General features: G+C 56.9%; 5 protein-coding genes and 1 pseudogene. 2 read left to right on the forward strand and 4 right to left on the reverse strand.

Annotation, left to right across the window (positions count from 1 at the left end; all coding sequences use genetic code 11):
• Nucleotides 1-45 precede the first annotated feature (45 nt).
• Together ASD60_RS18155 and ASD60_RS18160 are read right to left on the reverse strand one after the other, a co-directional pair.
• On the reverse strand, nt 46-5,184 hold the full coding sequence (locus ASD60_RS18155) for a hypothetical protein (protein ID WP_056855327.1): 5,139 nt from the start codon (nt 5,182-5,184) through the stop codon (nt 46-48).
• Nucleotides 5,181-13,640 (reverse strand): hypothetical protein, encoded by an 8,460-nt coding sequence (locus ASD60_RS18160; RefSeq protein ID WP_156386282.1) that lies wholly within the window; start codon nt 13,638-13,640, stop codon nt 5,181-5,183. The genes ASD60_RS18155 and ASD60_RS18160 overlap by 4 nt, the downstream gene beginning before the upstream one ends.
• 1,351 nt (nt 13,641-14,991) lie before the next feature.
• Here ASD60_RS18160 and ASD60_RS18170 point away from each other — a divergent pair.
• Nucleotides 14,992-15,570, forward strand: a complete 579-nt coding sequence (locus ASD60_RS18170) for a hypothetical protein (protein ID WP_056855330.1) — start codon at nt 14,992-14,994, stop codon at nt 15,568-15,570.
• 42 nt (nt 15,571-15,612) lie between these two features.
• On the opposite strand, the pseudogene ASD60_RS18175 reads toward ASD60_RS18170, so the two are convergent.
• Nucleotides 15,613-15,936 (reverse strand): annotated as a pseudogene (locus tag ASD60_RS18175) (TetR/AcrR family transcriptional regulator); the annotation flags it as partial.
• A 77-nt stretch (nt 15,937-16,013) separates the two neighbouring features.
• On the opposite strand from ASD60_RS18175, the gene ASD60_RS28435 reads away from it, so the two are divergent.
• Nucleotides 16,014-16,178, forward strand: a complete 165-nt coding sequence (locus ASD60_RS28435; protein ID WP_236708488.1) for a hypothetical protein — start codon at nt 16,014-16,016, stop codon at nt 16,176-16,178.
• A 153-nt stretch (nt 16,179-16,331) separates the two neighbouring features.
• On the opposite strand, the gene ASD60_RS18185 is transcribed toward ASD60_RS28435, so the two are convergent.
• Entirely contained in the window at nt 16,332-17,081 is a 750-nt protein-coding gene (locus ASD60_RS18185; RefSeq protein ID WP_056855332.1) for a creatininase family protein, read from the reverse strand.
• Nucleotides 17,082-17,129 lie beyond the last annotated feature (48 nt).

Consider the following 17,129-nt stretch of genomic DNA (forward strand, 5'->3'; position numbering starts at 1 on the left):
TGTGGTCTTAACAATCGGACCAAATCATGGGGCAAACACTGACAATCACTTTAGCGGCGGCACTTCAATTCGCACGCTAAAACGCGCCCCGCTCTCCACCAGGGTGTCCTTGTTCTTGATGTCATCCCATGTGACAGGCTCAGCAAAATCATCCGTGTAAGTCGCGGGCATGAATCGCTCAAACTCCGATAAAAACACGACGAAGTTCCCGGAACCCAGCTTGGCCCGTCGTTGTGCGGTAATCGTTGCTACGAATTTACACTCGTCAAGACCATCGGCAACTCTATGCCACGGCACTCCACGCTCGAACTTATGTCCATCAGGGTCGTCTGGCAGCAAAACCGGTCGTCGCCTCAAAGGTGCTTGAGACAATGGCGCAGCATCGCCAAGAACGCTCTCATGGAACAGTCGCATGCGCATGCGCGGCACCGCTTCATCGGAACCAGTCAGACCGGGAGCCATGCTCGGGCCGCGGTGAGAGAGGCCTTTGACCAGAACAGACACGCACCAGTCTTTGGTTTCGGCATTAGCCTCGTCATCGCACTTTTCCTGTTCCTTGCACTTGTCCTTGCACCTTTCCTTGTAACTGCAGATGACCTCCACGTCGCGCAAGGGCAGCAGCTTCGCCCAGCTTTCGACTGGGGGCGAAGTCTTCTCGAACCCTTCGGCGGTATGCTGCTGATACCGAACCAGCACAAACCGTACGAATGGATCGGCACTCTTGCGCCTGCGTAATGGAACATCGACATACCACTCCTCACGGTCAACGTCGAAGTGAGGCTCGAACAGTAAAAGCGAAACGGGCTTGATTGAGGTACATGCGGAGGCTCCGACCTCGCATTCGGTATCCGCAACCGGAAAATCGTAGTGTTCAATCACTCTATAGGCGTGCCGGCAGCGGCCCCAATCAAATTGATTGATTTCAGTCAGCTCGGTCTCACCCTCTCCTCCGACCCATATCGGGTCGCCGCCCCACCGCGTGAAGGGTGCCTGTGCAGACGTATCATCGTTTACCAGGCCTTCATCGGCAGTGCCCTTGCGAGTCAGGACGATACCCAACATCTCACCTTCACCGGAGCTGAACCACGGTCGCTTGATCCGGATTCTGACATCGGCGAAGCGTGTCATCGTCACCATCGCCTGTTCCCGTGCACTGCATTGAAGGAAGGTAAAACTGGGCTCGCAAGCCAGTAGTTCAGGCGGCTGCGGTCGCATCATCGCATCGAGCCAGACTTCCTGCTCAGTGCCGACCCGACTCTGATCGCCTGCCCTGAGTGGGCTGATCCGCCGCTGAACACGTTGACGATCATAATCCTGGCCGAATGTCGTACGGGTATTGAAAAACGGTGCATGCCGACCGATCGCCACCGGGCGGACAAACAAGCGTCGGGCCTTTTCATCGGCAAACTGATGGGAAAGCGCGACCTTACCAACCGCTGGGTCGACCAGGTCATCTGCGTCCAGAGGAGCGGGCTGCCGGACTGCCTCGCGCAGTATCGATTTCACGTCCAGGGCCGGCGGTTGCCCCTCCCACGGCTCGGGTGGCGGAACATCATCGCCGCGCACCAACAGAACAGTGCTCATGGGCAAGGTCACTTTGCCGCTGCTCGACACATCGAAGCCGAAGATTGACCTGGCAGACATGCAGTCCTTTTCTTGGGTGTTTTTTTCACAATGTTCATCAGCGTCATTATCAACTTTCTGCTCAGCGTACTTGGGCCACTGGGCGGCGCGACGCTTGCTGAGGGTACGCCCGCGCTGATCATCGTCGAACCGGCTGGAATGCGGCGAAACACACTTCAAATAGAGTTCGTAGCTGTCTGCGCTGGCCGTAGGGAGCTGCAACTTACCTTTGAGCACCAACTCCGCGCTGGCATTGGGGCGCTCAGCGCCGTCTGCGCCCTTTCTGCGTATCCGGCTGGCACACTTCGAGTCAAGCACAAGAACCGGATCGGTCGCCGGGCGGTTGAGTGCATGCACGGCCTTGATGATCTGCACCGCGCCCAGCTCTTCGATGGGTCCGGTTTCACTCACGTGAGTCCATAACTGACCGGCAACATTGGCGCCAATACTTTTCATGTACTGCGGCAGGGCGAACTGTTTTTCCAGGGTTACCACGTCTGGTACGCACCACAGGTGCACCTCGACCTCATCGAAGGGGGCAAGTGCGATGATCACGCTACGGGCCTTGACCCGCAGACGATCAGCTTCAAGCAAGGCGACACCCTGATCGACAACCTTGCAACTCTTGAGGTCCAGGCGCGCCTCGAACGTGATCATCACCGGCATTACGCTGTTGTAGTGTTTAGCCTCGAGTAAACCTTGTACCGGTGCGCTGCCGTAAAAAGGGATACAGGTCAGCAGCGTGTTGCCGGGTTGGCGCACATAGGTCTTCGAGCCTTTCCTGAGCAGGCCGATAACCAGGTACCGCGCTGCGGGATCGGGATAAAAACGATCGTCCGCCTTAAACTCTGCCGGTGTCTTTCTCAGGTGAAACGCCGCCACACCCTGCCCTGTGGCGTAGGTTGGATCGGACCGTTTCACGATGACTTCTTCATCGTTCCAGCCGCGCTCAACATGGTCCCGACACTTCGGATAACCGCCGTGATAGTCCAGGAGCGGCATTGCCCCGTGCGTCCAGTTTTCGATTCCTGACTGGCCGTCGAACATCGAATGCCGCGCTGCGTCCTCCATGCCCACCGGGGGAGGCATGATGATCCGTTTGGTGGAATGGGGGAACGCTCGCTTGTCGAGGTCGACGTAGCTCGCATCCTTGTCTTTCTTCGGGAACATGCCTTGCGCATTGCCCAGCGTGCCGTTAGCGGTGCGCAGAATGACCTCGAGACTACTCTCGAAACCCATTACGTCACGCTCCTGGATGGCATCGCCAACCAACATCAAAACGTCCGGAGACAATATTGACTCGTTACGTCGAAACACCTGCCCGCCTGTTCGCGGAAGCACAAAAGCGTTGCTTGCCCGCTTATATTGGTTAGCTGCCTGGCTGAGCGTCAGCCCACCGCCACCGGCATACACACAACGCATCGCAAACCGGTAGCTCACGCCGTATCTGAGCGGGGGTGGCCGTCGCTCTTCACCGGCATGGTAGCGACCAGGCAAGTCCAGGTGACGAACAAAAGGCGGTTTCGGGGCGCTCGCCATGGCGTCAACTTTGTCAGTCAGATGGGTCTGTTTGAGGACGTTGTCGTTCGGTCCGGTATCAACGCCCATGGGCGAGCCATCCCATATCGCCACGGATTCTTCGACGATCAAGTCCTTTTTATCCTTCGATACCGGCTGCGACATGACTCGGGTGATCGGCGTGATACGGGCTCGCTCAAGGTCCATGCGTTGTGGTGATGTCGCAGTGCCGATCAGCGGTCGCACAATCCCATCGAGTCCTTCGAGCCCCTCGAAACGAACATGGCGCTCCATCAGACAGCGCCAGGGCGAGGGTGGCAGGGGGTGATTGCGCAGGACCTGAACATCGATCACATGCCCAACGACCAGGTCCTCGGCATACAGCGTATCTTTGGCGGCGTCTTTTTTTACGTATGCCATGACCGCCAGTTCTTCCAGCACACCAATGCTGCGGCGTCGATCATTGAGGCAGAAGCCGACCGTGGCATAACGCTGGCCCGCGTCCACTGGTACACGAAGCTTGTCAGCAGCCGGATCAGGGGTATCCGCATCGGTGTGCAGTGCCTGATCAACGGCTCGGCGGACATCGAGCGTGGTCAGCACAAAACGCTGACCTTCCACACCACACGCCTCAGGTAGCAGGCACCCGGACATCGGGACCAGACCGCTGTGATGATCGCAGCTGTCGAGCCAACTCTGCCGATCCGTGTTATCGCAAGCCGCCGATAGCGCGAGCTCGGCGCGGGTCGCCGGCAAAAAACCGACCACCTTGCCACTGACGACCTCCAGACAGACGGCCGTTGCTGCCCGCGAAACGGAACAAAGCTGTTGGTCGGCCCCCAGAAACCCATAGAAGTAACCGTCATCGACCGGCGCAGGACGCCCCGCCAGTAGGCTACGGACATCCTCAATCTCGATTTCCGCATCGAACGCCAACCCGAATAGACGAGCAAGCGACGGGCTGGACTGCAGGGCAAAGAATGCCTGGCTGATCGCATCCTTCATTGCCTGCTGAACATCGGGATCAATGGTCTTGGCGTCAGAACTTTCAGGCCAGTTTCCATAGTGCTGGATCGCAACGTGCTCTTGCATCTCCGGGGAGTCGCTGGTCATCGGAACGACAGAAGCTGCGGTGGGCTTCGCGCACGGAGTGATACAAGATGAGCTTTGCAAATCATTGGTGATCTTGCAGTAGCGCTGATTCATTCGAACCCGTACGGAGTCGGTGCTCTTGTAGGCGGTGCTTAACCGCTGCGCAAGCACGGGGAGCAGTGTTTCTTTATTGGCGCTGTCGGGTATTTTCGACGCCTTTTTGAGCAACGTCAGTCGCGCCTGATAATCAGCCTTCGACACATCTCTTTTGCGTTGAAGGACCTCAGGATTCAGTATGGCGGCGCAGACGCGCTCGCCCCTTGTCTGTTCAAGGTAATGCGCAAACGCTGCATGACCGACAGGCAGTACCGTCGTTATCGTCTCTGTTGTGCCCTGCCCCGAACCACCGCCCTTCAGCGATCCATTGTCATTGAGATTGCTCTGTATATCACCCGGTGAGTGCTCTGGGACACTGTCCTCGAGCCCCATGGAGAAACCTTCATTTTTGGCGGTGTGCCTGAGTGCTTCCTTAAGCACGGTCCATGGCGAAGCCATGGTTTCGACGCAAGTACCCACATCACACTTTCCAAGCGAGCAGAAGAAAGTCTCCTTCCATTTTTCGTTGATCTGTTGCCATTGAGGCGGCGTTTTAGTGGAAGGATGGGTCACACGCAGAAGCCGAAGCCGGGCCTCTATTTTATCGCCGGTTCCATCACACTCGGGGCGCGTCTGTCCCTGAACTTTGATTCGTTGGAGATAGAGCGAGAGGCGATAGTCTTTTTCGGCAAACCACTTGGCAATATCTTTGGGCCAGTCTTCCAGGTTGCACTGCGCATCGCCCTCCTCTACCAATGGCGTTGCCAGGATCGTCACTGCAAGACGGGTTACATTCCCTTCAGTCACCAACCCGTTGGGTACCACGCGAAAGACCGGGACCACATTGATCGTCATAGGGCACCTTTGAGCAACGAAGAATCGAAATACTCCGAGTATGTTTTCCAGCCGTCTTTCATGCTGCGAGTGTCCCTGATCGCCTCTTCACTACGTGGTGGAGGGAGGTCTTGCTCGTCGGGCGACTGGCGCCCCACGCTGGCATAGGTGCTGGAGTCGATGGACGCGAGTTCGAGGTAAGGATCGCGCGGATAGGTTTGTCTCATATGATTGGCGGTTTTCTTCGCTCCGCCAGCCGCTTTCCCGCCGTCGTTACTCAGTTTGTTCTGGGAGTAATGGGCACGTACCTGATAGCTGAACTGGGCAAAACCTACCTTGAACGAAAACGCGAACACTGCCTCGCCCTGCATGGAGCCGCTTCCGGTGTCCATGGTCAGGCGGACATACAGGCAGGCGGAAAATGTGAAAATCCAGATATTCGCCGAACCTCCGGCAAAGAAAGTGCCGGAGATCTCCGTCACCCGCTTCCCGTTCTTCAGTTCAACCGTGCGAATTGCAAACCCGGCCTGAACACGCCCCTGGCCAACGAGCGGGCCGAACATGAAAGCTCCGCCGACACCGAATTCCAGGCCCATTTCGAAGCCGACGATCTCTTGAGCGGTGGAAAGAATGGCCAGGTACCCAGAACCCGCCCACGGAAGGGCCGAGATCATGAACGGTGCCATGCGTCGCCCAAGCGATACCGAGAACAAGGCTTGGTCGTCGCTGAAGGGCAAGTCGGCGGCAATGCCGACCGTGACATTGGAGAAGCTGAGCGCGCCCAGGGTAATGATGCCGATGTCCAACCCGTAACCGACCCGAATGCCCGGCGTCCCGCGCAGAGGTTCCAGATAGACACCGGAGGCGCCGATAGAAAGCGACTCCTGCAGTTGCTGAACAAATTCCAGTGCGGGACCGATTTCAAAGTCCTGGAAGTCGGCATCGAACGAAACCTTTTCCCCTCGCGCCATGCGGAAAGTGGCACCGCCAAATATCAGCCTTATCGCTTCGATGCCGAACTGGTGCACCAGATTGATATTGAATGCACCGATTGCCCCCTGTGTCTCGAAGGTGAACTGCTCGGGATCCAGCAGATTGACCTCGGAAAAAACCCCGACCTCGAACCGGCAGCCCGGTTGGGGAGAAAACAATGCGGTGGGGCCGCCGTCCGTCAGCGAAACTCCGAAGTCGTAACGCAACGTCTGCCGGGTCGGTACCAAGGCACTGATGCGATCCTCGATCTCGTCACGCAATCCCGAGATATCGATAAAACTGAGGATGTCACCGCGCAACACCCGCTCAGTGATCGACTGCAACCCTTTGAGTATGAGAACGGGCGCTGCCTGGCCCGAGGACCAGAGTGAAGCGAAAGCCATAATCTTTTCACGTTTCACCGGATCTGAAAGTGGATCCTCCAGTGGCAACTCATCAACCAGTTTTTTCTCGATGAACAGGAAATCAAAGGCATCGCCCTCGCCTTCGGGTGGTGAAAGCGCGGCATCCAGTTCCCTGGTATCGATCCATGAAGCGTTTTTGTCCAGCCACTCAATAAGGTCCTGACGAGTTTTGTAGAGCGTTGCATAGATTTGGCGCAGACCGTTGGGGCCATTACCGAAGAAGTCCTTGGCATAACGAGCAAGCACGCTCAGCAATGCATCCGGCAGGCCTTTTATCCTGTTCTGCACATGTTGATACAACTGCTGCAGAACCGCTTGCGCGCGTAGCAGATTGTCCGGCTCAAGAATCTTGGGTGTTTGAGGCGCAATGATGAAGTCCCGCAGCGTTGTCTTGTCTAATCGTTGTGCGTTCAGCACCGTATCAAGATTCAACTGAGCAGTACCGCCCTGAGGTTCCTCGAATGTCGCAAACATGTCTGCCGGGAGCGTCAACAATTGGCGACCTTGGGTGACCAGACGCCGCGTTTCGGCATCGATAAAGCCGGCCGGCAATCCCAATTTCGGATCGATGATCCGCGCCAGCGCTGCGTCCAGTCCGGCCAGCGGAGCACGCACTAACTTTTCCAGCTGCTTGAAGATGGCATTCAATGTTTCCAGCAGAGACTTCGCGAATTCTGCAGTCTGTTGCTGAAGGGTGGTGACAGCAGCAAGGATGTCCTTTGCCGCCTCTTCTACGTCCCCGGTGAGCGAAGGCGCCCGCCTGCCCAGTTCCTTTAGCGCCCCCCCGACAACGAGTATCGCCCCTTCGTCTTTGACATATTTTCCAAGTTCAGTGACCACATCCAAAACCGCCTCAAGCACCGATACCAGGAGCATCGCTTGTACCTGCAGCACCCTGGTGAGAACGGCCGCTGGATCGGGCTGATCGGCAACCGCCCTTTCAAGCGTCTGGGCAGCGTCCTTGAACCTCACCACACCACAAAAGGCCTTGGCGCCGTCTACGAGGACGCAATGCAATAGCTTCTGAGAATGGGCGGTGCCTAACTTGATGCACTTCGAGAGTTTTCCATCATCAATGTTTTCCAATTCGACCAGATTTTTTTTGGAGTCACTGTCGAATTTTTCAACGTCGACCTTGAGTTTCTTCGCCTGCTCCATGAGGTCGCGAATCTGTTTGAGCGGCTCCTCGACGGTGCTCAGATCAATGATTGGCTGCGAGTCCCACTCCTTGCTCTCGGATTCTTTGCATGCCTGACGCTCGTCATCGGACGCTGATGCAAAGCCCTTGAACGATAGGGCAACGTCTTTGGCAGTCGTGATCAGAAACAAACCAAGCTGCTCTACCGCTCCGGCAAACTGAGGCCCGCCCACTCCCAGGGCTAACTCTGCCAAGCAACCGAGTATCCCTGCCAGATTGCCCTGGCGCATAAAGTCTTTGAGCCATGACAGTTGGCCACGGAAATGCAGCAGCCGGTAGCATTCCGCATTGATCCGCCCGAGGATTGCCTCTGTCTGAGCCGAAACCTCAGTTTTTTTGAGATCACCAACAAACGTCTCTAACCGGTAAATGTAGAGATTCATCGCGACAAGCGCGTCATCCTGCGTCACCAGTTCATCGCGCTCTTCAATGGTGAATCGTGCCTTCTTTGCTTCCTCGATCAACGGCTGGATCAAGATCGTGGCTAATGCAACCGGTGACTTGTCAGGGCGTTCCAGCAGCGATTTCAAAACGTCGCCAATATCAGAATCCTTGAGCCGGATAGAGCCAAAGGTCGACTTCAATATCTCTTGATAGGCGCTTTTTTCGGCTTCGAATATTTCAGGAAGGTCGGGCCAAGGTATGAGCCTGAAGCGGTCGGGGATGACGCTGGAGAATTCCTCTTGCAGCTTTTCAGAGACTGTTTCGACGATCAATTTGCGCAATCCTGCGTCGAAGCCTGCCGGATCTTTCTCCAGACTCTGTAGTAGCTTGACGAGGCCAGTCGGCACCCCTAATTGGGTCAACGCTGCGCGCAAGTTGCCCACAGCGCGATCAAGCAGCGTGCGCAAACTGGCGGCGAAAGTTTCCACCGGCCGACGCGCAAACTCCCCGAGCACCAGCAGGAAACGGCCAGCGGCTTCTTGTAGGGCCGATAACTTGCCGGGCATCTGCAACACGTCTTCTTCGGCGATTGCCTCGTTCAGGCGCATGCGCAGCATCAACCGGGTTTCGTCCAGAACAGGAAACAGTGACGCGAGGGTTAACTGTTGCGACGCGTCGTCGGTGCTGAATTCTCGAGTGTGGCTTTGCAGCTGCCGTTCCAGTTCTACCCACTGGGCCTCGAATGCCTGAAGCAGATCGGAGAGCGGCAGGAGGACACGCTCCTTGAGCATTTTGCGCGTTGCTTCGACCGTGTCCGCAACGGCAAGGCCAAAGTCGAGGGCCTGCTCGAGCGCAGGCAATATGTCAGAGAGGGCACCGCTGTCGTCCACCAGCTCAAACAGGTCTGCAAAGGTTATGGTGCCGAGGAGTTTCGCATCCGAGGCAAAGAAGCTCTTGGCGATTGTTTTCGGGCCTCCACTGGTGGGGGCAGCGAGCACCACGCCATCACCGGCCGCGTACTGTTTGGTGTCGTAGAGATGGGCAATTGACCTATAGCCATCCGCTGCCAGCGGCGAACACTTAGGCGCGGTAAAACGTCTGCACAATTCGTCCGATGGCCCGTCCTTGAACGTGGGTGATTCGTGCCCGAGGGGTCCCAGTTCGCGGCTTAGTCCTCTCAGTACTGCGTTTGGCCGGGCAAACCCCGCGGTCCGGTCGCCGTTATTACCCACATCGAGAACCGGGCCTTCGCCGTTGAAGTGAAGATAGACACCCAGCGGATTCGGTTGCAACGCTTTGTCGTCCGATACTGCAAATCCCTCTCGGACATAGCAACCGTCATAGTAGGCCGTGACGGTCTTTGCTTCGGCTCCGGTCAATTTCCCCGGACCGTCCAGACTGATATCCGCCCATTCAAGCGCCGGAAAAAACGGTGGCTCACCCGCGCCCTCCAGTACGGATGACGATTGGAATTCATCGCATGGCCCCACCCAACTGTCGGCCGGTAGCGGCGAGAGGTTGCGTCCCGTGACGCGAACACACAGCCGCTGGGTGCAGAGGTCGGTATCTCCCCTCTTCTTGGCTTGGGCGTACGGCAATTTGGCCCCGCCGAATGACCATATCCGCTCGTTGACTGTACCGTTGTAAACAACTGCCAGTTTGGCCAGTACGCCTGGGTCGCCAATTGCAACATTATCGACAAACATCATCTGCGCTTCGGTCGAGGCGCCCCCGACCGAGAGGCTGAATTTCAGTGGATTAAGGTCCGCCGCCCTAACCGGCCAGAAGGCAAGTCCGACGGTCGCCTGCGGAATGGAGGCCCCATACGGATCCGCAATCTCGATCGCCGAAGGGTCTTGGACAATAACCTTGGCGCATGGCCACCCGCGACCGGCACAAGGCTGTTCCAGGCGGGGGAAATTCAGCTCGGGCGTCGACAAGGTGATGAACATGCGCTGCACCTGTACGGCCCGCAGCTTGCCATCGGCGGTGTGGACGATGCGCCGCTCGGTCAGCTTGACGAAGGTTGCCTGGTGACCTGTCGGCATCAGATAACCTTTGTATGCCACACGCACACGCAGATCACGCCCCAATAGGCTGTTGTGCTCCCAGCGACAGATCGACAGGCCGTCAAAGGCCGGACGCTTGTCAAAGATCTGCGGCGCACCACGTGCCTTTAGCAGCAGTGCCGGGAGGGGCGGATTAAAGTGTGTGTCGTGACGAAACGTCGCGCCAAGCGCTGAGAGCGCCAGCTCGCTCACGTCCAGGCTTCTGGGGGCGTAGATCGCCTGGCCGGGGTCCAGTTCCGCCAGGGTGTAACCCGGTTCAGTAGAGAATTGATCGGAGTCGGCGACCAGCTCGCCTGCCTTGCCGTCCTGGTTCTGCTTGCGCTTGCCAATGACCGGCAGGCCGTAGGCACCCGACAGCAACAACAGTTGATGTCGGTCGTTGGCGCTCAACCCGGTACGAAACTGGGCTTCCTTGCGTTGCTCACTGACGTCACCGCTGAGAATCTGCTGGCATTTCTGGATCAGGCCTGGACCTGCGACAGCGGGCGGAGCGGTGGGGACAGTAAAATCCTCAGGTGGGAGGGACGCAGTCGGGGCCCGGGGTAATAACCACGGCGCCTTATTGCCATAGGGCGGTGCTCCGAACACTTCGTCACGTTTGCCAGCCGGCCAGGGTCGCAATGCTTCGGCACGGTAGTCCGGGGTGGCGACCACACGAATGTCCGACGAGTGCGGACCATAGCGGCCGTCAATCAATAGTCGCAGTGACCAAAGACGAGACGGCTCGGATAAGTACGAACATTTGTACGCAAACTTTTCTGCGGGTGCGTCGACGAAGACCTGTTTCGGCACCGGTGCATCTGTCAGGAAGATGGCGCGCTGTGACGGCGAAAAAATGAGCCGCGAAACCAGTTCAAGTGAGGTCTCGTCCGGCTTCGGCAGACGAGCCAGCGCGCTGCGGACACTGTTCATGTGAGTGAACACGGTACGCTGCCCACCCACAATGCCCTGATAATCGAGCACCGTGGTGCCGTCGATATTGTCGTAACTCGCTTCATCGGCCGCGGGCACCCGGCCATCCGGCAATGGACGGGCAAGTAGTTCGGCGCGACGGGTTACAGCCGGTTCGAGCCGGCCCAGCATGGTCAGACCGGACACGGTAAAAGGTACGGTTCCCAGGATGCCGAGATCTTCAGAGACGGTATCGCAACGCATACGGAAGGCTAGTCGACTGCGCCCGCTCAGCCGAGCACGCATGACGTTGGGCGGCAACGCCACCTTGGCCAGCAGCGCGATGAACTGCGTCTTCAATTGATCCACTAGACAGTCGTACGTCGACAAGTCGGCGGGATCCAGATGCTGACGGTTCGTAAATGCAAAAAACTCGAAGTCAACGGACCTGTCGAGGAGCGAGTCACGAAAAAACTCACGCCACAGGGCATAAAAGGCATCCGCCGACTCCACCTGTCCCTCGAGCAGACGCGCCAGATCCGCACGTGATACATCGCCGTCGTTCGGGATACCGCCCTGGCGTTTACGCAGATTGTCGATGACAACATCAGCCTGCTTCAAAGACTCATCCAGCCTCTTTTCGGCCTTATCGGCCTCTGCAATTCGAACCGGTCGGAACCACGCCTCCTCCAGAACATGCTGCGGCGGCAGATCAATGATCAGCACCGGCCGGGTGTCGACCAGAGAACCGTCCGTCATGCGTTGCACCTGACAACCGCTGTTGTCCGGCAGCAGGCGGGGCGCGCCGCCATCGAGCAGCAGCGACAAGCCGCGAAAGCCAAAACTCAAATCCACAAGCCCCTTGGAGCTGGCAACATCGAGCCGCGCCCGGTCCATTGAGATCCGGGCCAAGACCGAGTCTTTGGCGGGAAACATCGCAATGACAACGGCATAGTCTGTCCGAAGGATATCGGGCATGGGGTAAATCAGATGAAGCGCCGTGCCCGCGGTTTTGCTGCTGACCTGGTGGTCGTCTTTTTTCGCCGTCACCTTGCTACGCCGCATCTGATCGGGCACCACGCCGAAACGCAAACGGCTCCAATCAGAACCCGGTAACGCCTGGTCCATTGCATGAAGCGCTGCACTGATGACAATCGTCTGAAAGGTAACCGGCAACTGGTTAGGCCCGTCACTCGAATGGGCGCAGATGTAGATCGTCGCCTGATCGCCGTACGGCCGGTTGGGCGCTAATAGCGCGAGATAGCTCTTGAGCTTCTCCTCCAGCGGGTCTTCTCCCGCCTGTCTGTCCTGCCGCTGCTGAACACCCTCGATCCCGGACTTGGCAATTTGTGCCTGTCGCTGTTCAACGTCCAGACGACGTCCGCTGTCATTCGCTACACCGATCGGCTGCAGCGATGCCAACATCACCGTTCCTCCTGCCGTTCGGCACTCGACAGCATCATCCTGAGCCACCGACCCGGAGATGACCGTACGCAGCTCACCGGCTTTCTCCAGCCGTTCAAGTATGTAGAAATCTCGAGCCGGTAAAGTTGAAAAACCGTCAATGCCGAGCGTATGGCCTGCCTCTATCGTCCCATGCGCCAAGGACAACACCGCGAGTGAAGGGGAGGTCTGAACAGGTTCGGCGTCAGGCCTGTGGAAGATACACAACTCGGCTGGTTTGCCACCTTTTATCGCACTAACGCGCAGCCAACGCTTTTGCGAATCCAACAGCTCAAAACCGCCGAACGCAGGTTCCGTGGCTTTAATCAGATGGATCGGGTTGACCAGGTCCTGCGTTGTCTCGAACTCGCCTGTGCTATGTAGCGGCAGCGCCGCGCGGCCCACCCACCACCAACGCATTTCGATGGGTTGCGTACTGACCAGGCGTCTGCCGAACGCAACGAAGGATGCCATTGACTCCACGCCACTCAGGCGCCAAGTGAACTCGCTGTCCACTGTAACCGACCATTTACCATTGCCACTGATGCTCATCCGACCGCCCGACAGTTCAGGCAGCACCTTGCTCATCTCAATGGCGCGTATCTTTTTTTGCAAAGGGTCGCCGAAAAGGAAATTGCGGTACCTGATCGGCCCCAGGTCGAGTGTCCCGCCGAAAGCGGTCGTGCTTAACGAAATCGTCCAATGGGCGTCCGTGTTCTCACGATTGAAGATTATCTGGTGGGCGATTCCCCTTTTGCTGCCCATGGCGGCATTGTCGATATAGACAGTATGCCGTGTGTCTTCGGGGCCAAAGCTGCGTCCCAACCGGAACGTCGTTTTATCGCCGAATTGACTGGCCATGATCCGCAGCGCACGCCCTACTGGACTTTCATCCATTTGCCGCGGCGTTGCTTGCTCATTAATGGACGGAGTCTCGATCACGATAACTTGCCGGGCATCTTCCGATAGTTTCAACACCAGATGACCTGGCAGAATCCTGTCAAACGAACCGGCTAAAACGCCACTCCATTTGCCACTGACGGAACTCACTGCAAGAAGGCTCGTGGAACCTGCTATAAAAGTGCGCCGCTTCATCGAGAGTGTCCTGCTGTTAATGGAAGATAGAGTTCAAAGCAAGGGCAAAAGAGCCCTCCCTCCTGCATGAGTGCAAGAGCAGCTTTCACAACAACCCCCATTACACAGCCTGGACTTACAGCTATCTAATTATCGAAAAAACACCTGCCCACGCATCCGCCTGCCCGCCACTGATCACTCATAACAACAACTCATCAAGTACGCACCGCAGCACTATTAGACGACGTATAAAAAACCAGGAGCCCACTTGATACAAACTCAACCTTCTGGCTTTATGACTTGAATAAACTTATAAGTCCGACATAGCGCCTACCCTTCTCGTTACTTCCAGGCCACCTCCTTGGCACCTTTGCCATGAGACCATCACAAGTGAGTTCATCCGCATAGGGTGGCACTGAGGGATAGTTGCTGAACTTGCGGCCGAGACAGAAAACAAGCAGCTGCCTGGACGTAATGATGATGTCGTCGTAAAGGTCGGCCAATACAACTACCGGCATGTAACACGAACCCAGAAAAAAACCTCGGCGCAAAAACATAACAGCCTCCGGTCTCAGTGCCCATCTCACTGAGAATCAGGCTCTCCGACAAGCTTCCCTCTTAACCGACGACAGAACGTACTTCTTAGAGGAGATAGAGTCGCAAGATAGTAGCGAATGACTGAATCAGCCAGTGACGGCGACGCGGCGGCTGCAAGGATGTCCGCAAACTCAAATTCGTGCCCTTAGTCAGCCCGATCCCGAACAGCTTAACTTTACCTCGTCAATGACTGCGTTGTTGGCTTGCCGGCCTCCCGCCTATGCTCTGTTTCAGAATGGATCCATGATCCTGTCAAAGTTAATGTCAGGCTAGCTCAAGGTTGCTCAGGTGAAAGGTTTGTCACTTGTTTTTTTGGGGTTTTCAGTGACCATCCGACCGACGGCTATGTCCGCTATAAACTGGCATCCAAAAACGCTTGTTACTTTATTCACAGGTTTAATCCGAAGGCCTGAAGAAGTACCTTGTATTTGAAACGCCGCTGGCCGAGTGGCTGTTGGAATCCGGTTGCACCTCGGTCGACTGTGTCAACCCAAGCGGTAATAAATCGCTTCCGCAAGTAACACACGGCGGGTCGGTGCTGATTGGCACGGCGTTCTTGTTTACCGCCACTTCCCCTAAGTCAGAACGAACATGGTTTTTCTCGCCCTTGATTTCCTTGCAGCCCAAGCTAGCGTTAAACGTCACACCGAGTTCAGAAGGATCTGCCAAGCGACATCGCTAATGCAAAGGAACTGGCAAAAGAGCAAGCCCGTCCAGCCAGGCACCGTAGACGGCAAACGCATCTGCTTACCATAGTGTTAAAGAGGAAGACCCTATGAAATATCTAGCGTTGAGTTTCCTGATACTGGTTAATACAGCCGCTGCGCAATGTCCGGTACCACCGGCCAATGTCCCGTCGGAAGCGGCAAAGCAATTGGCGATCAGCAAACTCGGTCAATTCCTTAAATGCGAAGCGAACGATCCGCTGAACGATCAAAGCCCCTGTAACACTTTTGCGAGTCGCGGGCTTGAGTCCATCTACGGCGTGAATGACTTCAAGTCCAATGGCACGTCTCATCAGTCGGCTAACCAGATGTGGGATACCGTCAATGCCCCTGGGTCGAAGTGGTCGAACCTCGGCAAGGTTTTCGATGAGCAAAACAACCTTTGCGCCCAGAGTGCTGCCAACGCCGGCTGGCCAGTGATCGCCTTGCTCAAAGCTGCCGGTCATGGGCATGTGGCCCTGGTGATCCCCGGGGAGCCCCAGCAGTCCGGCAGTTGGGGGATGCTGGTGGCGAACTCTGCCAGCTTCCTTCTTAACGCCCCTGCCTCGGCTTATCTCAATAAGCCACTCAGCAACGCCTTCGGTGCAGCTAACGCGCAGAACGCCGTATTCTTTTATCGCAAGCCATAGGAAAGTCAGTGCCTGCATAATAGTGGAGGCCTCTTCATGCGCTTATTCGGCAGCGTTGCGCTTTCGTCGCGCCTGTTCATCCTCCGTCAGTGCCTGACGAACGAGCGCCCGAGCCGCGCAGGCGGCGGTGTCGAGGGACTCTTCGATGCTCGCGCGACCGATATCGCGCACGGCGATCAACGCCTCGATGCCCATGACAATTGCCAGCGCGTGCTTCAGGCGTTTGCGCGTCCGGGGTGAGAGCACGTCCTTGAGCGAGTCGACAATCGGCTCGATGTAGCTCATGCGTCGGCCCGGCCGCAGGGGCTCGTGGGACTCGCTTTCGAGCCATACCGTCATGAACGAACGCTCCATTTGCCGTTCGCCCGATTTTCGCCTTGCCGGTGGGCCACTCTTGGGTACACCGCCCTGGATTGACCTTGATCGGCGATGCATCTCACGTGATGTCACCTTTTGGCGGCGACGGAGTGAACAACGCCATGCTCAATGCCGCTAAGCTTGCCCACTTGCTGATCGAACGTCGCCAATGCAACAACGCCGTAGCCCAGCCTTTGCTGATTTCGCGGCTATGCGCCAGAAAGTCGGCAGCCATGAACAAGAATCGATGAACAGCCGCATTCATTTCAAAAGCATCTGGTCAGCAGCAGTAGTCCTGCGAGCGGCTTATGAACATCTGACATCGCCCACTTGTTAAATCATGTGCTTCAATGTAATAACGCCCAGATTTTCCGGGCGTTGGCCCAAATTGAATATCCGCACCTTTAGACGGGTATTGACTCACGGCTGAAAGCATCCAGCTCCCGCACCAGGCTTCGTGCTGCCAACATTACCAGTTCACGGCCCTTTTCCGGCGTCGCCAGCGCCGGGTCGGAGCCCATGCGGCCATCGGGATGGCGTGCTCGGAAGTCCATTGCTTCGCGGATCGGACCCCAAGGCGCGATCTGCGGCGCGTACTCAGCCGATTTAATCGAACCCGGGTAGGCCCATTGTGTGACCGCGATTTCGGACGGCGTGGCATGAATGCCGTGCCCCGTAGGGAACTGCTCGCGCGCGAGATCCCCTACCCCTTCAAGGTCCCACCAATTACACAACTTCAGCGCGAAACCTGATGGGCGTCGAGCGAAGCTGGCTTCGGCGTAGAGCTCAGAGAACGCCGCCTCGATCGATGCAACGTTGCCACCGTGGCCATTGAGGAAGAGAATTTTTTCAAACCCGTGAGCGGCCAGTGAGCGGACCCAATCTCCGATCGCCGCAATAAAGGTCGACGGACGCAGCGAGATGGTTCCAGGGAACCCAAGATGGTGCTGAGCCATGCCGATGTTAAAGGTCGGTGCAATCAGGATGTCTGCGTTTTTTTGCGCTTCACCGGCGATGATTTCCGGGCACATCCAGTCGGTTCCCAGAAGACCGGTAGGACCGTGCTGTTCGTTCGAACCGATCGGTATCACGATGGTGCGGCTGCGTTGAAGAAATTGACCGATCTCGGCCCAGGTCGACAGATGTAAAAGCATTTGAGGTCTCTCTTTTAAAGTGTTCCTTGCGGAACATTGCAAAGGGTG

Source organism: Pseudomonas sp. Root562 (genome assembly GCF_001427125.1).
GTDB lineage: Bacteria > Pseudomonadota > Gammaproteobacteria > Pseudomonadales > Pseudomonadaceae > Aquipseudomonas.

Bases quoted from the DNA above. Each gene is read 5' to 3' on its own strand.
- ASD60_RS18155 (WP_056855327.1), bottom strand. From the start codon at position 5,184: ATGACGATCAATGTGGTCCCGGTCTTTCGCGTGGTACCCAACGGGTTG.
- ASD60_RS18185 (WP_056855332.1), bottom strand. From the start codon at position 17,081: ATGCTTTTACATCTGTCGACCTGGGCCGAGATCGGTCAATTTCTTCAA.
- ASD60_RS28435 (WP_236708488.1), top strand. From the start codon at position 16,014: ATGTCACCTTTTGGCGGCGACGGAGTGAACAACGCCATGCTCAATGCC.
- ASD60_RS18160 (WP_156386282.1), bottom strand. From the start codon at position 13,640: ATGAAGCGGCGCACTTTTATAGCAGGTTCCACGAGCCTTCTTGCAGTG.
- ASD60_RS18170 (WP_056855330.1), top strand. From the start codon at position 14,992: ATGAAATATCTAGCGTTGAGTTTCCTGATACTGGTTAATACAGCCGCT.